The 21,914-nt window shown below is 70.7% G+C and carries 18 protein-coding genes and 1 pseudogene; 7 read left to right on the top strand and 12 right to left on the bottom strand.

Going from position 1 to position 21,914, the window contains the following annotated elements; all coding sequences use genetic code 11:
- Window positions 1-17 precede the first annotated feature (17 nt).
- Window positions 18-659 carry a LysE family translocator gene (locus P2Q00_RS13610; protein ID WP_275772721.1) on the top strand — a complete coding sequence of 214 codons (642 nt, stop codon included), beginning with the start codon at window positions 18-20 and terminating at the stop codon, window positions 657-659.
- Window positions 660-666: 7 nt separating this feature from the next.
- Here the strand turns inward: P2Q00_RS13610 and P2Q00_RS13615 are convergent, their stop codons facing one another.
- Together P2Q00_RS13615 and P2Q00_RS13620 are read right to left on the bottom strand one after the other, a co-directional pair.
- Entirely contained in the window at window positions 667-1,149 is a 483-nt protein-coding gene (locus P2Q00_RS13615; protein WP_275772682.1) for a GNAT family N-acetyltransferase, read from the bottom strand.
- Between the two features lie 52 nt (window positions 1,150-1,201).
- On the bottom strand, window positions 1,202-1,375 hold the full coding sequence (locus P2Q00_RS13620; RefSeq protein WP_275772683.1) for a hypothetical protein: 174 nt from the start codon (window positions 1,373-1,375) through the stop codon (window positions 1,202-1,204).
- Between the two features lie 377 nt (window positions 1,376-1,752).
- On the opposite strand from P2Q00_RS13620, the gene P2Q00_RS13625 reads away from it, so the two are divergent.
- The 3 genes from P2Q00_RS13625 (at window position 1,753) to P2Q00_RS13635 (ending at window position 4,291) form a co-directional block, all read left to right on the top strand.
- Entirely contained in the window at window positions 1,753-2,880 is a 1,128-nt protein-coding gene (locus P2Q00_RS13625; RefSeq protein ID WP_275772684.1) for an ABC transporter ATP-binding protein, read from the top strand.
- A gap of 114 nt (window positions 2,881-2,994) precedes the next feature.
- On the top strand, window positions 2,995-3,444 hold the full coding sequence (locus P2Q00_RS13630; protein ID WP_275772685.1) for a hypothetical protein: 450 nt from the start codon (window positions 2,995-2,997) through the stop codon (window positions 3,442-3,444).
- Window positions 3,445-3,469: 25 nt separating this feature from the next.
- Window positions 3,470-4,291, top strand: coding sequence for an SDR family oxidoreductase (locus tag P2Q00_RS13635; protein WP_275772686.1), 822 nt, complete (start codon window positions 3,470-3,472; stop codon window positions 4,289-4,291).
- A 17-nt stretch (window positions 4,292-4,308) separates the two neighbouring features.
- Here the strand turns inward: P2Q00_RS13635 and P2Q00_RS13640 are convergent, their stop codons facing one another.
- The 5 genes from P2Q00_RS13640 to P2Q00_RS13660 all read right to left on the bottom strand — a co-directional run bounded on the left by P2Q00_RS13640 (window position 4,309) and on the right by P2Q00_RS13660 (window position 12,662).
- Complete coding sequence (locus P2Q00_RS13640; RefSeq protein ID WP_275772687.1) at window positions 4,309-4,542, bottom strand: hypothetical protein; 234 nt, start codon at window positions 4,540-4,542, stop codon at window positions 4,309-4,311.
- 75 nt (window positions 4,543-4,617) lie between these two features.
- Window positions 4,618-6,111, bottom strand: coding sequence for an SDR family NAD(P)-dependent oxidoreductase (locus P2Q00_RS13645; protein WP_275772688.1), 1,494 nt, complete (start codon window positions 6,109-6,111; stop codon window positions 4,618-4,620).
- Window positions 6,112-6,214: 103 nt separating this feature from the next.
- The gene (locus P2Q00_RS13650; protein ID WP_275772689.1) at window positions 6,215-7,549 is read right to left on the bottom strand and encodes a wax ester/triacylglycerol synthase family O-acyltransferase; all 1,335 of its coding nucleotides are present in this window, start codon (window positions 7,547-7,549) and stop codon (window positions 6,215-6,217) included.
- A 144-nt stretch (window positions 7,550-7,693) separates the two neighbouring features.
- The gene (locus P2Q00_RS13655) at window positions 7,694-10,015 is read right to left on the bottom strand and encodes a GH92 family glycosyl hydrolase (protein WP_275772690.1); all 2,322 of its coding nucleotides are present in this window, start codon (window positions 10,013-10,015) and stop codon (window positions 7,694-7,696) included.
- A 37-nt stretch (window positions 10,016-10,052) separates the two neighbouring features.
- Window positions 10,053-12,662 (bottom strand): PA14 domain-containing protein, encoded by a 2,610-nt coding sequence (locus tag P2Q00_RS13660; protein WP_275772691.1) that lies wholly within the window; start codon window positions 12,660-12,662, stop codon window positions 10,053-10,055.
- 159 nt (window positions 12,663-12,821) lie between these two features.
- Here P2Q00_RS13660 and P2Q00_RS13665 point away from each other — a divergent pair, with 159 nt between their 5' ends.
- Entirely contained in the window at window positions 12,822-13,208 is a 387-nt protein-coding gene (locus P2Q00_RS13665; protein ID WP_275772692.1) for a cupin domain-containing protein, read from the top strand.
- Here P2Q00_RS13665 and glgC read toward each other — a convergent pair.
- The 3 genes from glgC to P2Q00_RS13680 form a co-directional block, all read right to left on the bottom strand.
- Window positions 13,205-14,425 carry a glucose-1-phosphate adenylyltransferase gene (glgC, locus tag P2Q00_RS13670; protein WP_275772693.1) on the bottom strand — a complete coding sequence of 407 codons (1,221 nt, stop codon included), beginning with the start codon at window positions 14,423-14,425 and terminating at the stop codon, window positions 13,205-13,207. The two genes, P2Q00_RS13665 and glgC, sit on opposite strands and share 4 nt — an antisense overlap.
- Window positions 14,426-14,515: 90 nt before the next feature.
- A complete protein-coding gene (glgA, locus tag P2Q00_RS13675) occupies window positions 14,516-15,667 on the bottom strand; it encodes a glycogen synthase (RefSeq protein WP_275772722.1) in 1,152 nt (383 codons plus the stop codon).
- A 38-nt stretch (window positions 15,668-15,705) separates the two neighbouring features.
- On the bottom strand, window positions 15,706-16,461 hold the full coding sequence (locus P2Q00_RS13680) for a (2Fe-2S)-binding protein (RefSeq protein ID WP_275772694.1): 756 nt from the start codon (window positions 16,459-16,461) through the stop codon (window positions 15,706-15,708).
- 210 nt (window positions 16,462-16,671) lie between these two features.
- Between P2Q00_RS13680 and P2Q00_RS13685 the strand changes: the two genes are divergently transcribed.
- A complete protein-coding gene (locus tag P2Q00_RS13685; protein ID WP_275772695.1) occupies window positions 16,672-17,805 on the top strand; it encodes a DMT family transporter in 1,134 nt (377 codons plus the stop codon).
- Here the strand turns inward: P2Q00_RS13685 and P2Q00_RS13690 are convergent.
- Complete coding sequence (locus P2Q00_RS13690; RefSeq protein ID WP_275772696.1) at window positions 17,795-18,967, bottom strand: transglycosylase family protein; 1,173 nt, start codon at window positions 18,965-18,967, stop codon at window positions 17,795-17,797. The two genes, P2Q00_RS13685 and P2Q00_RS13690, sit on opposite strands and share 11 nt — an antisense overlap.
- A gap of 279 nt (window positions 18,968-19,246) precedes the next feature.
- On the opposite strand from P2Q00_RS13690, the gene gnd reads away from it, so the two are divergent.
- Entirely contained in the window at window positions 19,247-20,686 is a 1,440-nt protein-coding gene (gnd, locus tag P2Q00_RS13695; RefSeq protein WP_275772697.1) for an NADP-dependent phosphogluconate dehydrogenase, read from the top strand.
- Between the two features lie 125 nt (window positions 20,687-20,811).
- Here the strand turns inward: gnd and P2Q00_RS13700 are convergent.
- Window positions 20,812-21,727: pseudogene (locus P2Q00_RS13700) on the bottom strand (TIGR03564 family F420-dependent LLM class oxidoreductase).
- Window positions 21,728-21,914 lie beyond the last annotated feature (187 nt).

Below are 21,914 nucleotides of genomic sequence, written 5' to 3' on the forward strand. Positions count from 1 at the left end.
GTGCTTGCATGGACCGCATGATGTCCGCCGATCGTCTGCTCGCCTTCGCGGCGCTGTCCTTCCTGCTGATCGTGATACCCGGCCCCAGTGTGCTGTTCGTGATCGGACGAGCGCTTGCGCAGGGGCGCCGGGCCGCGCTGACCACTGTCGTGGGCAACACGCTCGGGGCCTATCTGCTCGTCGTGGCGGTGGCCTTCGGCATCGGCTCCGTCGTGGAACGCTCGGTGCTCGTCTTCACGGTGCTCAAGATGGCCGGCGCGGCCTATCTGGTGTACCTGGGCGTCAAGGCGTGGCGCGAACGTGGTTCGCTGCGGGCGGTGTTCGCGGGCGGCGAGGTACCGGCGCACAGCGTGCTGCGCACGTTCTGGGAGGGGTTCACGGTCGGTGTGACGAACCCGAAGACCATTGTGTTCTTCGCGGCCGTGCTGCCGCAGTTCGTGGACCGCGACAGCAGACACGTCACGGTGCAGATGCTGCTGCTGGGCTTGGTCTTCAACGTGATCGCGCTGGCTTCCGACAGCGTGTGGGGGCTGATCGCCTCCACCGCCCGCAGCTGGTTCGCGCGCTCCCCGCGTCGGCTCTCCATGGTCGGCGGAGTCGGCGGCCTCACCATGATCGGCCTCGGAGTGACCGTGGCCGTGACAGGGCGCAAGGAGTAGCGGAGCCCTACAGCGCCCGGTACATCACATGCAGCCCCACCCGCCCGTACCGCGGATGCTCGTAAGCGTCCGGCACCGTGCCGAGGATCTCGAAGCCCAAGGAGGTCCACAGCTGCACGGCCGGGTTGGTCTCGACGACGGCGTTGAAGACCATCGCCTGGTAGCCGTCGGACTTGGCAGCGGCCAGGATGTGTCCGGCGAGGGCACGGCCGATGCCGCGGCCCGCCTGATCGGGGTCGACCATGAAGCCGGCGTTGGCGATGTGGGCAGCGGGGCCCCCGTAGTTGGGGGTGACGTAGGCCGAGGCGACGACGGCGCCGGTCTCGTCCTCTACGACGTAGACATGTTTGGCCGGGTTCATCCACAGGGCCCGGGCAGCCTCCTCGGAGGTGTCCGGGTCCCAGGTGTAGGTCTCGCCGGCGGCGACGATGCGGTGCCAGAAAGGCCAGATCCGCGGCCAGTCCTCGGCCGCGGCTTCTCTGATCTGCATGGGCGTGAGTGTCGCACGCCCATGCTCGGCGATCGCGAAGGCTCCTGCCGGTTCAGTCCACGCTGGGCAGGATGTGGGGCTCGGCCAGGTCGTCCTCGTAGCCTGCCAGGCGGATGGGGGCCGCGTGGGCCCAGACTTCCAGGCTGCCGAGTTCGTCCGACCGTCGGCCGGGGCGCTCCGTGCGTTCCTTGGGGCGCTCTTCGCGATTCGTCTTCTCTGGTGTCACCGCGCACTCCTTATGTGTCGGGTCACCCTCGGGGCGTGCCGGCCACTTGGCGGTCCGGCGCCTGACGCCCGCTCGGGTGTGAGTCGAAAGCAGTTCGGACGCGGTGGCGCCGGTAACTCGTGTGAGAACAGGCCGTTGTCGACCGGCTTGCCCCGGGACGGACGTGGGTGTGGGTTGGACCCGGTTGTACTGTCCGTCCACTCCAGATTAACCAAATGAGCGGGCGTCTGCTCTATGGGGCTGAAAACTTGGGGTTACTGTCATAAGTCGTCCGGTTTCCAACGCCTCTCCTGTCACTCGTTCGGCCTACAAGCGTGCCGAAGGCCAACACCCGTTCCATGCTGGGTGCGAGGAACATGTCCGGGAGGGGGGATGTCATGGCGTCCGTCACCTTCGACAAGGCCACCCGGCGCTTCCCGTCGATGGACCGGCCTGCCGTCGACTCGCTCGACCTCGAGATCGAGGACGGTGAGTTCATGGTCCTGCTCGGTCCCTCCGGGTGTGGGAAGTCGACCTGTCTGCGCATGCTCGCCGGACTGGAGGACGTCGACTCGGGATCGATCCTCATCGGCGTCCGGGACGTCACCCATCTTCCGCCCCGGGACCGCAACATCGCGATGGTGTTCCAGGACTACGCCCTCTACCCGCATTTGTCGGCTGCCGACAACATCGGCTTCGCCCTGAAGATCGCCCGCATGTCCAGGGTGCGCGCCCGGCAACGGGTCGAGTACGCCGCGTCCGTCCTCGACATCGAGCAGTTCCTCGCCCGCCGACCCGGATCGCTGGCGGGCGGCGAGCAGCAGCGTGTCGCGACGGGACGGGTGCTGGTGCGGGACCCGCGGGTCTACCTGATGGACGAGCCGCTGTCCAACCTCGACGCCCGGCTGCGGGCGCAGACCCGTACGCAGCTCGTCCGGCTGCAGAACCACCTCGGGATCACCACGGTGTACGTCACCCACGACCAGGCCGAGGCGATGGCCGTGGGCGATCGCCTGGCCGTGCTCAAGGACGGGGTGCTGCAGCAGGTGGGCACACCGAAGGAGGTCTATGCGCGCCCGGCCAACACCTTCGTGGGCGGTTTCATCGGGTCGCCCGCGATGAACCTGTTCCGGCTTCCGCTGTCCGCGGCCGGCGCCCGGCTCGGGGCCCTTGAGGTGCCGCTGCCCCGCGGTACGTTGCGCGCGGCCGGAGCCGGAGGCGCCGAAGAGATCGTGCTCGGCGTCCGGCCCGAGCAGTTCGATTTCCTCTCCCCTCAGGACCGGGAGAGCCCGGGACTGGACCTCGTGGTGGAGGCGGTCGAGGACACCGGCGCCGTTGTCTACCTGCATACGACCGCGTGGTCCGGCGAGGGCCTCGCCCGCATCGTCGTGCGACTCCCGGGACGCCCCACGTACGGCAGGGGAGCCACCCTCCGGGTGGCGGTGCGCGCCGACGGCGTGCACTGCTTCTCCGCGGTGACGGGACAGCGGCTGCCCGAGGACGCGGAGGCTTCGGCTGCGACGTGAGGTCACGGAGAGCTGCGAAACGGCCGCGCAGTTCAAGTCCCGTTGGCCGAATCGCAAGGCGGCCATGATCTGCTGACGGGACGGCAACGGCTTGTCCGGCGGAAGGACTGGCGCATGGAGCTGCGCAGTGTCGAAGAGCTGATGGATCTGCTGCACGCCTGCCGGGGCTCATGGGACGCCCCGGGCCTGCGAAGTCGCCGGGTCGATCTGCACCAGCACGCGCTGCAGACCGCCGCACTGCTGCGGCGCCGCCGCCCCGCCGACAAGGAGCTCCAGGTCGCGGGGCTGGTCCATGCGATAGGCCCGCTGCTGCGGCCGGGCGACGAGGCCGCCCACCCGGACTGCGCGGCCGACGCCGTGCGGGGCCTGCTCGGCGAGCGGGTGTCCCGGCTCGTCCGCGAGCACCATCGCTGCGAGCTGCCCGCCGACGACGATCTGCTGCGCCTGCGCCAGGCGGACGAGGAGGGCCGCAGCGCCGGCTTCGACGCGGGGGTGCTGGAGGACTGGCGCACGGTGCTGGAGCTCGTCGCGGCGCGCAACTCCCGTCTGGGGGCTGTTGACTGACGGTCCGTCATGAGACGGTACGGCGATGACGTCGTCGTACGGACTTGAGGGTTACGGGCTGCGGGGCAGGGCCGCCGTCGTCACCGGGGCGACGCGCGGGATCGGGCGTGCCGTTGCCGGGCAGCTGGCCGCGGCGGGGGCGCTGGTGTGTGTGACCGCGCGGGATGCGGACGAGGTGCGCAGCACGGCGGACGAGCTGGGCGGCATCGGCGTGAGCGGCAGTGTGGGGGATCCGGATCATCTGCGGGAGGTCACGGAGCTGGCCCTGCGCGCGTTCGGCCGGATCGACGTCGTGGTCAACAACGCGGCGACGAACCAGCCGTACGGACCGCTGATGGATGCCGATCCCGGGGCGTGGCGGGAGGCGTTCGCGGTGAATGTCGAGGCGCCCCTGCGGCTGGTGCAGTGTGCCTGGCGGGCCTGGATGCGCGAGCACGGCGGCTCGGTGGTCAACGTCTGCACGGAGGGCGCCGGACATGTCGGGCCCAATGTGGGCGCGTACGGCACCAGCAAGGCGGCGCTGCTGCATCTGACGCAGCAGCTCGCCGGGGAGCTGGCGCCGAAGGTACGGGTCAACTCCGTCTCCCCCGGGCTGGTGCGCACCGAGATGGCGCGGTTCGTGTGGGAGCCGGGAGAGGAACAGCTGGCCGCCGGGCTGCCGCTGGGGCGGATCGGTGAGCCGGAGGACGTCGCGCGGGCCGTGGTGTGGCTGACCTCGGACGCCGCGGAGTGGGTCACCGGCGCGGATCTGCTGGTGGACGGGGGCACACGCGTCAGGACGGCGCACTCCGCGCGGGAGTACGCCGTCCACGACCGCCTTCGCTCATACGCACCACCTCGCTCCTGACGGTGGCTGTGGTTCCCTCACGGGAAGAGTGCGATCCCTACGAGGATCAGCAGGATGATGCCGGCGACGAGGGCGACCGTGGCCCACGTACCACGGTGCTTGAGCGGGACGAACTCGGTCCTGCCTCCGCGGGGCCGGTCCTCCGGCAGTGCGGCGTGTTCCGGGCGATCGCTCGCGTAGAACTCCTCGTCGGTCGGGTAGCGGTTGCGCGGATCGCCGTGCGCTCGCGGATCGATGCTGTGACTGGCCATGGTCACTCCCTGGCGCGGTACTCACCAGGGTCCGGCATCCCGACGGTCGCCGGGCCACGCGTCACGGCCGGTGGTTCACCACTTGCCGGGCGCGTAGTCCTTCAGGAAGACGCCGTACAGGTCCTCGCCCTGTTCGCCGCGCACAATCGGATCGTAAACCCGTGCGGCCCCGTCGACCAGGTCGAGCGGTGCGTGGAAGCCCTCCTCGGCAAGGCGCAGCTTGTCGTAGTGGGGGCGCTCGTCGGTGATCCAGCCGGTGTCGACCGAGGTCATGAGGATGCCGTCGGTCTGGAACATCTCCTGGCCGCTGGTGCGGGTCACCATGTTCATCGCGGCCTTGGCGGCGTTGGTGTTCGGGTGGCCCGCGCCCTTGTAGCCGCGGCCGAAGACGCCTTCCATCGCGGAGACGTTCACGACGTACGCGCGTCCGCTGGTCGCCTTCTTCGCGGCGGCGGCCATGGCCGGGCGCAGCGCGCTGATCAGGATGAACGGCGCCGTGTAGTTGCACAGCTGGGTTTCGAGGAGCTCCACCGGGGAGATCTGCTCGATGGTCTGCACCCAGGTGTTGGTGTCGACGACGTCGGGGACCAGGCCGCCGGCGTCGATCGCGGTGCCGTCGAGGTGCCGGGCGACGCTGGCGTTGCCCGCGACCAGGGCGAGGTCGGCGACCTTCTGGGCGTCCAGGCCGCTGGTGCCCAGCGGCAGCGCGGCGATGCCGTCGACGGCGCCGGAGTTGAAGGCGCCGATGACGTGGTGGGCGGGCAGCTCCCCGGCGGGCAGCGGGGCGCTCTCGCCGTCGACCAGGGCGGCGTAGGCCGAGGGCAGGCGGCGTACGGTCTGCGTCGCGTTGTTGACGAGGATGTCGAGCGGGCCCGCCTCCGCGACCTGGTCGGCGAGAGCGACGGCCTGCGCCGGGTCGCGCAGGTCGATGCCGACGACCTCCAGGCGGTGCATCCAGTCCGCCGAGTCGTCCATGGCCTTGAAGCGGCGGATGGCGTCCTTCGGGAAACGCGTGGTGATCGTGGTGTGGGCGCCGTCGCGCAGCAGCCTGAGCGCGATGTACATGCCGATCTTGGCGCGGCCGCCGGTGAGCAGGGCGCGCTTGCCGGTGAGGTCCGCGCGGGCGTCGCGCTTGCCGCGGTTGAGGCGGGCGCAGTCGGGACAGAGCTGGTGGTAGAAGTAGTCGACTTCCACGAACCGGGTCTTGCAGGTGTAGCAGGAGCGGGGGCGCTGGAGTATCCCCGCGATCCTGCCCTCCTCGGTGACCGACGACGGGAGGATGCCCTCGGTCTCGTCGTCGATGCGCTGGGCGGAGCCGGTCGCCGTGGCCTCCGTGACCGCCTTGTCGTGCGCGGTCTTGGCGGCCCGGCGCTCCTGGCGGCGGCGCTGCTTGACCGTGCGGTAGACGCCGGCGGTGGCGCGGCGCACGGCGATCGCGTCGGGGTGGTCGACCTCCAGCTTGTCGAGTTCCTCCAGCACGCTCAGGCAGACGGCGAGCCGCTCCGGGTCGATGCCGGGCCCGTACACGACCTCGTCCATGGCCGCCGAGCCGTTGTCTGTCACCGTCATCGCCGCTGCCGTTCCCTGATCACCCGTGCGGCGCTCCGGTCGCGCTCGCTTTCGAACGGCGAATTTTACGGAGCGCCGGGCCGGTCCACCAAACCCGCCTTGATCAGGGACCGCAGGCAGAGATCAGCGTCTGTACCTCCTCGGTGAGGGCGGCGGCCAGCCGGTCCAGGTCCGGTACGGCCTCGGCGTCGGCCACCAGGCCGTAGTGGACGCGGCCGCGGTACGTGGAGACGGCCACCGCAAGGGACTGGCCGCGGGCCAGCGGGGCGAACGGGAAGACCTGTGTGACCGGGTTGCCGCCGAGCTTCAGGCCGAGGCTGGGCAGCGGGACGCTGGTGACCAGGATGTCGAACCAGAGCCGGGCGGCCTGGCTGACCAGCGGGCCGCCGAGCCGGTGGCCGAGCGCGGGCACATGGTCGGCGAGCAGGGCGACGGCGCCCGCGCCCCGGTTGGGGCCGGCGTCCTTGTTGCGGTCCATGGCGGAGCGGACCGTGTCGAGGCGGCCCAGCGGGTCGGGGTCGTTGACGGGGAGCCGTATCAGGTAGCCGGAGAGCCGGTTGCCCTGTGGGTGGGCGGTGCGCGGGCGGCGCTTGGAGACGGGGATCAGGGCGCGCGGCCGGACGCCGTCGCTGCCGTCGCCGCGCTCGTCGAGCCAGCGGCGCAGGGCGCCCGCGACGAGGGCGATCAGGACGTCGTTGACGGTGCCGCCCTGGGCCTTGCGCACGCGGTGCACGTCGTCGAGGTCGAGGACGACGCCGGCGGTGCGGCGGGTGCCGGTGGCCTCGGCGGTGAACGCCGACGAAGAGCGCACCCCGAGGCTGGACACGGCCAGCGAGGCGCCGATGTCGAGGGCGCGGCCCACGTCGGACAGCGTCCCCCTGACCAGGCCGGGCAGCTTGCGCACGTCGGGCAGCAGGCCGCGCCTGGGCTCCTCGGGGCGGGGCTTTCGCTCCGGCAGGTCCATCGGGTCCAGGATGGCGGCGGCGAGGGTCAGCGCGCGCAGCCCGTCGGCCAGGGCGTGGTGGAACTTGAACAGCACTGCGAAGGAGACCCCGTCGTCCCCCGGCAGCACATGCGCCTCCCACGGCGGCCGGCCGCGCTCCAGCGAGCGCTCCATGAGCCGGCCGGCCTCGGCGTGGAAGTCCGCGGTCGGGGCGTGCAGCCGCACATGGTGGAGCGGATCGAAGTCGGGGTCGGGCTCGCGGGTGGCGCTGCCGAAGGACAGCGGCTGCAGGGGGGACGGCTGCCATATGTCCCGGATGCGCATCCGCAGTCCCGGTACGGCCGCGGCCCGCGCGGCGAGCAGGTCGGCGGCGTGGGCGCCTGCGGTGGGCGAGTGGGACGAGAAGACCCCGAGCGCACCGAGGTGCATGGGGTGTTCGGCGGACTCGAGGTTCCAGAACGCCAGGTCGAGGGGAGCGAGCTGGTCAGAAGTCAAGGGCTTGCCTCGCGTCGACGACGGGTGAGGCAGCAGTCAACCTCCCCTGAGCGATTACGGTCAAGTACGATCAAGCTACGCACAGTTAACAGCAGATTAAGTCCCGCCTCGCTGTGAGAGGCGGGACTCAAGAGACACCTGAGGTCACTTCAGTGCAGGTGGCGCCGCCTGCGCCGATGTACCCCACTCAGACGGGCGCGAGCCGACCGTGAAGTCGAGCGAGCGCAGGGAGCGCAACGAACCGGTCGTCAGGTATGTCCGGTCGTAGGCCGCCCCGTCCATCCGGGCCGACTGGATGTACCGCTCGGCGGCGGAGGTGCCCTGCGCGGTGATCGTCAGGGCGCCGCGCGGGTAGTAGCGGCGGTCCAGGGTCAGGTCGACCCGGTCGAAGACCGGCGTGGACAGCCCCCAGGTGTCGTAGCCGGGCTGCACCGGGAAGATCCCGATCGACGACAGCACGTTCCACGCGGACATCGTGCCGAGGTCGTCGTTGCCGGTCATGCCGGTCGGCGTGTCCGTGAAGAGGGTCAGCGCCGCGTGCACGACGTCGGTGGTCTTCCAGGGCTCGCCGGTCGACAGGTAGGTGTACGGGGCGATGAGGTCGGGCTCGTTCTGCGGGTTGTACTTGTCGGCGTTGTAGTAGTCGTAGGGCCCGTTCACCCATACCTCGCGGGCCGTCTTCGCCGGGTCGGCCAGCAGCTGGTCGTAGGCGAAGAACGAGTCCAGCCGGTCGTTGGCCGCCTGCTTGCCGCCGATGAGGCCGACCATGCCGGGCAGGTCCTGCGGCACCAGCCACTGGTACTGCCAGGACGTGCCCTCGTGGAAGCCCTCGCTCTGCGCCGGGTCGGCCGGCCCGGTGAAGGCACCGGAGGCGTCGCGGGCGCGGAAGAAGCCGGTCGAGGGGTCGAAGATGTGCCGGTAGCTCTGGGCGCGGGCGGCATAGCGCGCCGCGTCGGCGTCGTGGCCGAGGCCACGTGCCATCTGGGCGAGCATGGCGTCCGACAGGGCGTACTCCAGGGTCGCCGAGGCGCCGTGGTCGTAGTCCGAGTCACCGGGCTTCACATGCGGGCGGCCCTTGATGTACGGCGCGAACCCGTCGGCGATGTACTCCTTGTTCGCCTCCCGGCCCACGGCGGGCGAGTCCGCGGGCGGCACCCCGTCGGCGTTCTGCTTCAGGGCCCGGTACGCCCGCTCCTCGTAGCCCTTGAGCAGGCCCTGCTGGTAGGCGTTGGTGAGGAACGGGGTGACCGGGTCGCCGGTCATGATGTTGGTCTCGACCGTGCCGTAGCCCCACTTGGGCAGCCAGCCGCTCTCCTCGGAGATCTTGATCACCGAGATCGCCATGTCACGGGCCTCGCGGGGCGCGAGCAGGGACAGCAGCTGGGACTGGGTGCGGTAGGTGTCCCACAGGGACCAGTTCTGGTAGTAGGTGAAGCCGTCGGTCCGGTGGATCTTCTGGTCCCAGCCGGTGTAGCGGCCGTCCGCGTCGCTGCCGATGTTCGGTGCGAGGAAGGACCGGTACAGGGACGAGTAGAAGGTCCGGCGCAGGGTGTCGCTGCCGCCCTGTGCGCGGACGTCGTCGAGCCGGTCCTCCCACGCCTGCTGCGCCTTGTGGCGTACGGCGTCGAAGGAACGCCCGCCCTCCGCACGGAGGTTGACCGCCGCGCCGTGCGCGTCGACGTAGGACAGGGCGGTGGTCGCCTCGACCGTGCGGTCCTTGGTGGTGTCGAAGCGGACGTACGCGCCGCCGGCTCCGCTCTTCGAATCCGGGGTCACGGTCGAGCCGTCCCAGGTGCCGTACGCGGTGAAGGGCCGGTCGAAGCGGGTGATCGTGTAGACCGTGTACGGCTTGGTGTCCTGGCAGAAGCCACGGCCCGTGATGGCGGTGCGCACGGTGCGGCTGTCGAGGATCTCGACCTCGCTGGAGACGTTCTTGTGCAGCGACTGGGCCGCGTTCAGCAGGACGTTGGCCTTGTCGGTGGCCGGGAAGGTGTACCGCTGCACCCCGGTGCGCTCGGTCGCCGTCAGCTCGGCTCCGATGCCGGACTTCAGGCCGACCCGGTAGTAGCCGGGGCTCGCGGTCTCGTCGTCATGGCTGAACTCGGCGGCGTACTTGGCGTAGTCCGTCTGTGTGACGTCACCGGTGGTCGGTAGCACGGGCAGATCACCGCCGAGCCCGCAGCCGACGCCGGACAGATGGACGAGCGAGAACCCTCGGATGTGGTTGTGGGCGTAGTCGTAGCCGGTGTAGTGGCCGGTGTCCGGCGACAGCTGCACCATGCCGAAGGGCACGGCGGCGCCGGGATAGGTGTTGCCCTCGTTCTGGGTTCCGATGAACGGGTTGACCAGATCGGTGAGTCGACCGTCGTTCGGCTCGGTGGCCTGCGCGGTGGCGGGTACGGCGAACAGCGCGGACGCTGCCACCGCCCCCGCCAGGCACAGGCGCAGGCGCCGGGTCCATCTCATACGGGAAGTCCTCCGTCGGGCGTGATGGGGCTCGGGCTCAGGCGGTCGGGCAGCCTGCGGGAGTCGCTCGGGAAGCGTCGCGGATCAAGGCCTGCTGTGCGTCGTGGACGCGCTGCGCGTCGGGCTTGAGCACCCTGCGGTCGTACGTCAGCAGGCCGTTCAGCTCGCCCTCGACGTCCGAGATCTGGGTGTAGACCGCGCCGTTGCCGCCCTTGCAGGCCAGGGCGTGCACCTCGGCGAGCTTGGCCAGGTAGTCGTCGGTGTAGGCCGTCGGGTCGACGTCGACGTACGACTGCTGCACGGACCACGCGTGTCCCGGCACCGCGAGGCCGAGGCCGCCGTACTCGCCGCTGACCAGGGCGCGTCGGCCGTCGGGGTGGGGCGGCAGGGTGGGGCTGGGGTAGCCGTGCTCGTCCATGATGTCGCCGGTGCCGCCGTCGGCCCCGAGGTTGAGCCCCGACATGGAGTCGACCAGCCGGGTCGGGTCCCAGGCCCCCGCCTGGTCGGCGATGCGGGCCTCGTCGTACTGGCCCCAGCCCTCGTTGAAGGTGACCCACATGACGACCGACGGGCTGCTGATGTGCTGGTCGATCATCTGCTTCATCTCGCGCTCGTACTCGGCGCGGGCGTCGGCGCTCGGGTTCACCCCGGCGGTCATCGCGGGCATGTCCTGCCACACCATGAGGCCCAGCCGGTCGGCCCAGTAGAACCAGCGGTCGGGCTCGACCTTGATGTGCTTGCGCACCGCGTTGAAGCCGAGCTGTTTGTGGACCTTCAGGTCGAAGGCGAGGGCGTCGTCGGTAGGTGCGGTGTACAGGCCGTCGGGCCAGAAGCCCTGGTCGAGGGTGGCCATCATGAAGATCGGTCTGCCGTTGAGGAGGGTGCGCGGGACGCCGTTCACCTTCTCGACGGCGATCGAGCGCATCCCGAAGTAGCTGCCGACGCGGTCGGCGCCGACCGTGACCTTCAGGTCGTAGAGGAACGGGTCGTCCGGCGACCACAGGTGCGGGTTGTCGAGGGTGAGGGTCAGCGGGCCGCCGGTGCGGCCCCGGGCCGTGGCGACCTTGCGGTGTCCGTCGTACGCCGTCGCCGTGATCGGTACGCCGTCGCGGACGCCCTGCGCCTGGACGGTGAGGGTGCTGTGCGCGACGTCCGGGGTCAGCTTCAGGGAGTCGACATGATCGGCCGCCACCGGTTCCATCCACACCGTCTGCCAGATGCCCGAGGTCGGTGTGTACCAGATGCCGCTCGGGTTCAGCCGCTGCTTGCCCAGCGGCGGGTTCTCGCCGGCGGCCGCGTCGGTGGGGTCGTACACACCGACGATCAGCTCCTGGGTGCGGCCGGGTTTGAGGGCGTCGGTGATGTCGGCGCCGAACTTGTCGTATCCGCCCTGGTGTTGGGCGACCTTGGTGCCGTTGACGTACACCTCGGCCCGCCAGTCGACGGCGCCGAAGTTGAGCCTGAGGCGCTTGCCGGAGCCGATGTTCCAGTCGGCGGGGACGGTGAAGGTGCGGCGGTACCACATGCGGTCCTCGTGCCGTTCGAGGCCGGAGAGCTGGGACTCCACGGGATACGGGACGAGGATGCGCTCGGCGAGCGTCTTGCCGACCGGCGGCTGCTCCCCCGCCCGGGCCGCGGCGAACTGCCAGCGGCCGTTGAGGCCCAGCCAGTCGGTGCGGGTCAGCTGTGGGCGCGGGTATTCGGGCAGGGCGTTGTCCGGGCCCACCTGGTCGGCCCATTTAGTGCGCAGTTCGTACGTGGAATGGTTGGGGCCGCTGCTCCAGAACTGCTTGACAACGTTGCCGTCCGCGGTGCCGAGGCCGCCGTTTCCGTCGTAGCGGACGTCGGCGGTGCCGTGCGCGGTGCCGGTCCTGTTGCCGACGACCGGTTCCTTCAGGGCGACGAGCAGCGTGCTGGGATCGGCCGGGTCCAGTGTCGCGGCCCCCAGCGGCCACTTCGCGCCGCCGATCACCGCTACGAGGTGGTCGGTCAGGCCGGCCGGGGGTGCGGCGAGGCGCTGGGCGAAGTCGAGCTTGAGGGTGCGGCCGGTGCCGGTGACCGTGGCGGCGGTGGCGCCGTTGTAGGCCCATCCGTCGGGGAGGCGGAAGGCCGACTGGGGGACGGCCTCCTTGCTGCCGCCGGGCTGGGTCCAGCGCAGGTGGAGGTTGGAGCCGCCGTAGTGCTCGAAGTACTCGACCTTGATGTCGTAGGCCCTGCCCGCGGTCAACTCGACCGGCTCACCGGTCTGTTCGTGGTCCCAGTCGTCCACCCAGTGGTCGATGACGATCTTCCCGTCGATCCACAGCCGGAAGCCGTTGTCGCCGATGATCGAGAAGGTGTGGGGCCCTGTCTTCTCCGGGACGATCTTTCCGGTCCAGCGGACGCTGACGTCGTCCGACTGCCCGGTGGTGAAGGCAAGGCGCGGCTCCAGGTTGTCGAAGTCGAGGTTCGGGTCGAAGCCGGTGGCCTTGAGCTGGTCGAAGTCGAAGGCGCCGGGGGCGGACTGGGTGTAGTACTCGCCCTTCAGGCCGTGGATCTCGACAGGGTCGTCGGCGGCGGTCGCGGTAGGGGCGGTGGCGAGTCCGGCGGCGCCGAGGGCCGCGGCGAGCAGTAAGGCGAGTCGGTCTCTGAGGCGTCTGATGCGCACGGAACCTCCATAACAACGTTGTCATGGACAGCAGTTGGCATGACAACACGGATTCCGCATTCCGTCCAGGGACATGACAAGTTCCAGCGGATGCCGTTCCCCTGGCCGGCGCGGAGGATGGGCAGGAGAGCCCACCTCGGCGGAGAGAAGGCGACGAAGATGCCGAAGGTTTCCAGGGACACGGCCACCGAGGGCGGCGACTACGGCCCGGTCGTGGACCGCTCCGAGGAGTTCGACGACTACACGGTCGACTTCCTGACGTTCCGCGAGGACATCGACCACCGGCCGCTGCTCAAGGGACTGCCCGACGACCGGTGCCAGTGCCCGCACTGGGGCTATGTCTTCAAGGGCGAGCTGACTTTCCACTACGCGGATCACGACGAGACCTACCAGAGCGGGGACGCGTTCTACGCCCCGCCCGGCCATGTGCCCGTCCACACCGAGCCGGGCAGCGAGTATCTGCAGATCAGCCCGAAGGACGAGCTGCGCAAGACCAGCGAGGTGATCATGAAGAACTTCGAGTCGATGCGGCCGCCCGGCGCCTAGGTGACGATCTGCCCCTTCCCCAGCGCGATCACTCCGCCCTTGGAGACGGTGTACAGCTCCGCGTCCCGCTCCGGGTTGACGCCTATCGTCGCGCCCGGCGGTACCTCGACGTTCTTGTCCAGCACCGCCCCGCGCACGACCGCGCCCCGGCCTATGTGGACGTTGTCATGCAGGATCGAGCCCTGGACGACGGCGCCCGGGTCGACCCTGACGCCGGGGGACAGCACGGACCGGGTGACCTGGCCCCGGATCAGGCAGCCGGCGCTGATGATCGACTCGCTGGCCATGCCGCCCGCGTTGAAGCGGGCCGGGGAGAGCTGGTTGGAGTGGGTGTAGATGGGCCACTGCCGGTTGTAGAGGTTGAAGGCGGGGCGCTCGGCGATCAGGTCCATATGGGCGTCGAAGTACGCGTCGAGGGTGCCGACGTCGCGCCAGTAGCCGCGGTCGCCATTGGTCTCGCCGGGCACGTGGTTGGCGCTGAAGTCGTACAGCTGGGCCTCGCCGCGGTCGGTGAGCTGGGGCAGGATCGAGCCGCCCATGTCGTGGATGGAGTGCTCGTCCTCGGCGTCCCGCTGCAGCGACTCGATCAGGGCCTTGGTGGTGAAGATGTAGTTGCCCATCGAGGCGAAGACCGTCTCCGGGTCGTCCGCGAGGCCGGGCGGGTCGGCGGGCTTCTCCAGGAAGCGTTCGACCGTCAGGCCGTCCGAGCCCGGGGTGATCACACCGAACTGCGAGGACTCGGAGCGCGGGACGCGGATGCCCGCGACCGTGACGCCCGCGCCGCTCTCGATGTGCTGGGCGAGCATCTGGCGGGGGTCCATGCGGTAGACGTGGTCGGCGCCGAACACCACCACGTACTCGGGCCCTTCGTCGTGCACGAGGTTCAGCGACTGCAGCAGCGCGTCGGCGCTGCCCAGGTACCAGCGCGGGCCGAGCCGCTGCTGGGCCGGGACCGGGGTGACGTAGTTGCCGAGCAGGCTGGACATCCGCCAGGTGGTGGTGATGTGCCGGTCCAGCGAGTGCGACTTGTACTGCGTGAGGACGCAGATGCGCAGGATGTCGCCGTTGACGAGGTTGGACAGGACGAAGTCGACGAGGCGGTATGTGCCGCCGAAGGTGACCGCTGGTTTCGCGCGGTCCGCTGTCAGGGGCATCAGGCGTTTGCCTTCTCCGCCCGCCAGTACGATCCCGAGCACCGAAGGTCCGCCACGACGCATGGCCGCTCCCCTCACCGTGGTTGATCCATGCCTGCCCCTGCACGGGGCACAGTAAGCCTGTTCGAGGCGCTCCCGGCCGATCTGTCTGTGCTATTCCTGTTTGAGGATCTCCTCGTACAGCCGGACCGTGCGCCGGGCGACCGCGTCCCAGCCGAACTCCCCCACCGCACGCTCCCGGCCGGCCTCGCCCATCTGCCGGGCGGCCTCCGGGTCACCGGTCACCGAGTCCAGCGCCCGCGCGAGGCCCGCCTCGAAGTCGTCGTCCACGTCGACGAGCAGGCCCGTCTTGCCGTCGTCCACGACCTCGGGGATGCCGCCGACCCGGGAGGCCACGACGGGTGTCCCGCAGGCCATCGCCTCGAGGTTGACGATGCCGAGCGGTTCGTACACCGACGGGCAGACGAACGCGGCGGCGTGTGTGAGGAGTTGGATCACCTCGGGACGCGGCAGCATCTGCGGGATCCAGTGCACGCCCTCGCGGACGCGGCTCAGCTCCTGATAGAGATCGCGGAACTCCCGGTCGATCTCCGGCGTGTCCGGCGCCCCGGCACACAGCACGACCTGCACGCCCGGATCGATGTCCCGCACGGCCCGCAGCAGATGGGGCACGCCCTTCTGGCGGGTGATGCGGCCGACGAACAGGATGTACGGACGGCCGGTGTCGAGGCCGATTCGGTCCAGCACGTCGGTGCCGTGGTCCGGTCGGTAGAGCGTGGTGTCGATGCCGTTGTGCACGACCTGGACCTTGGCCGCGTCCAGCGTCGGATAGCAGGTGAGGATGTCCTCGCGCATGGCCCCGGAGACGGCGATCACGGCGTCGGCGCTCTCGATCGCGGTGCGCTCGGCCCAGCTGGAGAGGGCGTATCCGCCGCCGAGTTGCTCGGCCTTCCAGGGGCGCAGTGGCTCCAGGGAGTGCGCGGTCATCACATGCGGTATGCCGTACAGCAGCTTGCCGAAGTGGCCGGCGAGGTTGGCGTACCAGGTGTGGGAGTGCACGAGCTCGCGGCCTTCGAGGCCGGCGGCCATCGCGAGGTCCACGGAGAAGGTGCGCAGCGCGTCGTTGGCGGTGTCGAGGGCGGCCCAGGAGCGGTGGCGTACGACGCCCACTCCGCGGCCCTCGCCCCAGCAGTGCACCTCGAGGTCGACCAGGGAGTTCAACTCCCGGGCGAGGAACTCGACATGGACGCCCGCACCGCCGTACACATCCGGGGGGTACTCCCGGGTCAGCAGTCCCACTCGCACCCGCAACCCCCAGCTCTCGGCGACCGGTTCCCTCATGGTCACCCAGATGCGCCGCGCGCGGAAGAGCGCGGCGGTCGTAGGAAGCAACAGTCACCGCACACTCCCCCGCCGGGCACCCGGTAGTAGAGGCAGCAGCTGCGGCGCCGGAAGGCGGTACCGGTGAGGGTGCCGGCGCCGGCCAGGAGGGGGTGGGCGAGGAGTTCGGCGGCGAGGGTACGGGTGCGGGTGGCGGCCTCGGTACGGCCGAGCGGACCTGCCCAGTGGTCCAGCTGGCGGGCGGCTCCCGCCAGCGCGGAGGCCGCGTTGCCCCACAGCAGGCCGGGCGCGATCCGGTAGTGCGCCCGCAGGGCCGTCGCCAGCGGGGCGAGGTGGCCGTGCAGGACGACATCGGCGACGGTCGCGGAGTCCGCGGGCAGCGGGCGCACCTCGGAGAGCCACAGGTCGCCGGGGGCGGAGGCGTCGGGGTCCCAGTGCAGCAGCCCGGGGTCGAGGTCGGGCACGCGGCCGTAGACCGCGGCACAGCCGAGCATCACCGACCAGAGCCGGGCCGCCAGCCCCTGCTGGGCCACGGAGGCGGCGATCCGCAACTCGGGGGCACGGAGGGCGTTCGCCACCTTTTCAACCCGAAAAGTAATAGCATTTCCGTACACATCCGAAGACCGGTTCTCGTACACGCGAGCGAGCGTCGGTAGTGGCGTGCGCGGCGCTCCGCCCGTCCGTAGTACGAAAAAGCCGCCGAGCGGTCCGAGGGCGGCGAGATCCTGTTCGAGGTCCACGAGGAGCAGTAGTACCAAGCTCCCTAGGGGTTGCCCCTGGGGGGCCTCCACCCCGTGTCGCCCACCTTGGGGAGGACGGCGCCCGATTCGTACTCCATCGGCAGTAGGACCCATTGCCTGCTCAGGGACGACGACGGGAACAGATCGACAAGGCATCGTGTTGGCTATGAAGGCCGACCGTTCGTCGCGCAGGGCGCAGCGCCCCCGCCACACGCAGAGGAGCAGCACATGAGTGCCCTCGCGTTGTCCGTTCTTCTCTCGCTCGTCTCCGCCGTCGCGTACGCCGGCGGGGCGATCGTGCAGGAGTACGTGGCGGTGTCCTCCCCCGTTCAGGAGTACGCGCCGCTGCGCCGGCCGACCTGGTGGGCCGCGGTGGCCCTCAACGGCCTCGGCGGACTGCTGCACGTGGTGGCGCTCGCCTATGGCCCGCTGAGCCTGGTGCAGCCGCTGGGCGCGCTGACCATAGTGTTCGCGCTGCCGATGGCGGCGCTGTTCGTGGGCCGCAGGGCCGGTGCGACCGCCTGGCGGGGCGCGATCATGGCGACGGTCGGACTCGCCGGTCTGCTCGCTCTGGTCGGCTCCTCCGACGCGCAGTCGCTGGACACCGCCCAGCGGATCGCGGTGGCCGTGGTCTCCGGCGGCGTGGTCGCGTCCCTGATGATCGCGGGACGGGCCGCCCACCGGCATCCCGCGGTGCGCAGCATGCTGCTCGCGACCGCGTCCGGCATAGCCTTCGGCATGTCGTCCGTGTTCACCAAGACCGTCGCGGTCGACTGGACCGGCGGCGTCACCGCAACCGACCTTCCCTCCCTCGCCGTGATCGGCGTCTTCGCCACGGCCGGCATGCTGCTGTCCCAGGCCTCCTACCGGGGCGCCGGGCTCGCGGCTCCGCTGGCCACGCTGACCGTCGTGAACCCGGTGGTGGCGGCCGCGGTCGGCATCACGATGTTCGGCGAGACCTTCCGGTACGGCAGCACGGGCACCGCGCTCGCGCTGAGCTGCGGCGTGGTCGCGGCCGGCGGCCTCATCCTGCTGACCACGGAGCGCATCGCCCGCACCACCGCCGAGGCCGCGCCGGAGCCCGCCGCGCCGCCGGTCACCGAGGCGGCCCTCGTCAAGGAATCCATCGAGGGATCCGTCGAGGAACTGCTCGCCACGATTCCCGGGCAGCCGACGGCCGCGCTCCGCGCCGAGGTCCTCGTCCCCGCCCAGGTGGGACCCACCGTCCTGGCAGTGGCCTACGACGAGGACGACTCGCTGCCCCCGGACCCGGCCCGCTACCGCTTCTACGGTCCCTTCTACGGCGGCTCGTACATCCCGTCGCCGGACCCCGACCGGCACCGGGTACGCATCAAATCCTGACGCCACCGGCCCTGAGATAGGCGACAGGGTCGATGTCGGAGCCGAAGCCGGGCCCCGTCCGCACCTCGAAGTGCAGATGTGGGCCCGTTGCGTTGCCCGTCGCCCCGGAGCGGCCGATGCGCTGTCCGCCGCCCACGCTCTGCCCGGCCTTCACGGAGATCGCCGACAGATGGGCGTACTGGCTGTATCGGCCGTCGGCATGCCGTATCACCACCTGGTAGCCGTAGTAGCCGCCCCAGCCGGCGGAGACGACCCGGCCCGCCGCGACCGCCTTCACGGTCGTGCCGGTGGGCACGGGGAAGTCGACGCCGGTGTGGTAGCCCTTCGACCAGGAGGAGCCGGCCACGTGGTACGGGGTGCCGATGGGGCCGCTCACCGGGGCGACGAGGGAGTGGCTGGTCGTGGCCTTCTCCTCGGTGGCCGAAGAAGCCTTCTCCGTCGAGGACTTGGAGCCGGTGTGGGTCGAGGACTTGGAGCCGGTGTGGGGCGTCGTGCGGGTCGCCGGGTGAGCCGTCGCGGGGGCCTTCGCCCGCAGGTTCAGCCGCTGACCGGGGAGGATCAGGTCGGGGTCGCCACCGACGGTTTTCCGGTTCGCGGCGTACAGCCGCTGCCACCCGCCCGGCACATGCTCGGTCTCGGCGATCTGCGAGAGGCTGTCGCCGCGCACCACGGTGTACATCTCGGCGGTGCCCGCCCTCGACTGGGGCGTGGTCTGCGGCCGTACGTCCTTCGCCGGGGTCTTCTCGGCGGTGGTGCCGTCGGGGTGGATGCCGGGGGTGCCGCCGCCGCGCGTCAGCCCGGCCTGTGCAGAACACACCGGCCAGGCACGTGGCCCCTGCCCCCTGAGGACCTTCTCGGCCACGGCGACCTGCTCGTCCTTGGTGGCCAGATCTGCGCGCCGCGCATACTTCGCGCCGCCGTAGGCCTCCCAGGTGGACTGGGTGAACTGCAGTCCGCCGTAGAAGCCGTTGCCCGTGTTGATGGTCCAGTTGTTCGTCGACTCGCAGGCGGCGACCTTGTTCCAGGTGGACACGTCGGCCGCGTGCGCGGAGCCGGTGCCGATCAGCGGGATGGCCATGCCGGCGCCGCCGACCGTGACGGTGAGTGAGGCGCGGTTGATCCTGTTCGGCTGATACCGGCGGTGCCGGCCGCGTACGGCCATGAAGATCCCCCTCGACATGCGTCAGGAGGGCCAAAAGTAAGCGCCCCGAACAGGCCATGACAAGACAGCAATTCGGCCGCACTGTCCCTCAAGGAAACAGGAATACGCCGCAGTTGCAGAAATGCTGAGGCAGGTGGGGTCGGTCGTGCGTATCTGCCTGCGGAACGTCGGGCACCCCGGACATGCGCCCGGCGTACCGGCAAGTCAGGATGGTCGGTGGGGCGATACTGACGTGCACGACCGGCACCACCGATACCGGATCCTTTAGGAGCCAACCGAATGAGCAACTCAGCCCAGATCGGCGTCACGGGACTCGCGGTCATGGGCCGCAATCTCGCCCGCAACTTCGCGCGCAACGGCTACACGGTCGCGCTGCACAACCGGACGGCGGCGCGCACGCACGCCCTGGTGGAGGAGTTCGGGCACGAGGGCGACTTCGTCGCGGCGGAGACCGCCAAGGAGTTCGTGGCGGCGCTGGAGCGGCCGCGGCGGCTGGTCATCATGGTCAAGGCGGGCGGTCCGACGGACGCGGTGATCGACGAGTTCGCGCCGCTCCTGGAGCCCGGCGACATGATCATCGACGGCGGCAACGCGCACTTCGCGGACACCCGCCGCCGCGAGAAGGCGCTGCGCGAACAGGGCATCCACTTCGTCGGCATGGGCGTCTCCGGCGGCGAGGAGGGCGCGCTGAACGGGCCGAGCATCATGCCGGGCGGCCCCAAGGAGTCGTACGACTCGCTCGGCCCGATGCTGGAGAAGATCTCCGCGAAGGCGCAGGACGGCGCGCCCTGTGTGACGCACGTGGGTCCCGACGGTGCCGGGCACTTCGTGAAGATGGTCCACAACGGCATCGAGTACGCCGACATGCAGCTGATCGGCGAGGCGTACCAGCTGCTGCGGGACGTGGCCGGATACTCCCCCGCGCAGATCGCCGAGATCTTCCGCACCTGGAACACGGGCCGGCTGGACTCCTATCTGATCGAGATCACGGCCGAGGTGCTGTCCCATGTGGACGCGGCGACGGGCAAGCCGTTCGTGGACGTGGTGGTGGACCAGGCGGAGCAGAAGGGCACCGGCCGCTGGACCGTCCAGATCGCCCTCGACCTGGGCGTTCCGGTGTCCGGGATCGCGGAGGCGGTCTTCGCCCGCTCCCTGTCGGGTCACGCGGCGCTGCGTGAGGCCTCGCGCGGGCTGGCCGGCCCGAAGGCGTCCCCGCTGTCCGAGTCGGAGGCCGCGGCCTTCGCGGACCGCGTGGAGCAGGCCCTCTACGCCTCGAAGATCGTGTCGTACACGCAGGGCTTCCACGAGATCCAGGCGGGCAGCGACGAGTACGACTGGGACATCGACCTGGGCGCCGTCTCCGCGATCTGGCGCGGCGGCTGCATCATCCGCGCGGCCTTCCTGGACCGCATCCGGGCCGCGTACGACGCCCGGGCCGACCTGCCGAGCCTGCTGTCCGACGACGCGTTCGCGCGCGAGATCGCGGACGCCCAGGACGACTGGCGCGAGGTCATCATCGCCGCCACCCGCCAGGGCGTCCCGACCCCCGGCTTCGCCGCGGCCCTCGCCTACTACGACGCCCTGCGCGCGGAACGGCTGCCTGCCGCGCTGACGCAGGGGCAGCGCGACTTCTTCGGGGCGCACACGTACCGGCGCACGGACCGGGACGGGGCGTTCCACACGCTGTGGGGCGGGGATCGGTCGGAGGTCTCCGCGTAGCGCTCCGCTGGATGCAGCGGTGATTGAAACCGCGGGCCGGTGGGGGCTGGTCGCGCCCACGCGGCGGAGCCGCACATTGATGCAGCCCCGCGCCCCTTACGGGGCGCGGGATCCCACCGGGCCGCTCAGCCGGCCGCCAGTTCTCCAAGCAGTCTCCACGTTCGGTGCTGGTCCTCCGGGCCGCCCAGATCCGTCGCGGTGAACACCACCTCCGTCGCGCCGGCCTCGCGGTAGCGGCGCACCTCGGCCGCGACGGTCTCCTCGTCGCCGATGACCGCCACGTCGGCGGCGCGGGTGGCGCCGGAGAGGCCGATGACGCGCTGGAAGGAGGGGAACTGCTCGTAGAACGCGAGCCTTTCGGTCGCGGTCTGCCGTACGGCCTCGACATCGGCGGTGACCACGCCGGGCACGAACGCGACGATCCTCGGTGCCGGGCGGCCCGCCGCCTCGGCCGCCGCGGTGACGGCCGGCACGATGTGCTCGGCGAGGGCGCGCGGACCGGCCAGCAACGGCAGGATGCCGTCCGCCAGTTCGCCGGAGGCGCGCAGGGCCTGCGGCGCCATGGCGGCCACCAGCAGCGGCACCGGCGGTTCGGCGCCCGGCACCGCGGCCGGCAGCGGTGTGGTGGCGGTCAGCAGTTCTCCGTGGAAGTCGGCGCTGCCCGTTTCGACGAGCCGGCGCAGGGCGGTGAGGAACTCGCGGAGCCGGGCGATGGGGCGCTCGTAGGGGACCGAAGCCGGTCTCCGTCAGGTGCTTGGTGCCGAGCGCGAGTCCGAGGTGGTAGCGGCCGCCGGTGGCGGCCTGGGCCGTCTGGGCCTGACTGGCGACCAGCAGCGGATGCCGGCCGAAGACGGGGATCGCGGCGGTCCCGACGTGCAGTCCGGGCACCTCACGGCCGACGATCGCGGCGAGCGAGGGCGAGTCGTACGCGAAGGTCTGCCCGAACCACACGGAGCGCAGGCCGGCCTCATGGGCCTCCCGTGCGAGCTGCACCGTGGGATCGATCCGGTTCTGGAGAGCGAGCGCTACGCCAAGGGTCATACACGCGACAACCGGCCTGCCCGGAACCTCAATTCCCGCCTGCGTAAGGCAAGTTGGCGGTGTTCAGGTCAGCGGTGGCCCGGGCTCCGGATTCGGCACCGGTTCCGGGCCGGGCGGGATCGGGGACGGGGAGGGCTCCGGGGGTGGTGTCGGAGTCGGTGGTGAGGGCGGGGGTGGCGGTGGGGTG

This window comes from Streptomyces coacervatus, assembly GCF_029223485.1.
Classification (GTDB): Bacteria; Actinomycetota; Actinomycetes; order Streptomycetales; family Streptomycetaceae; genus Streptomyces; species Streptomyces coacervatus.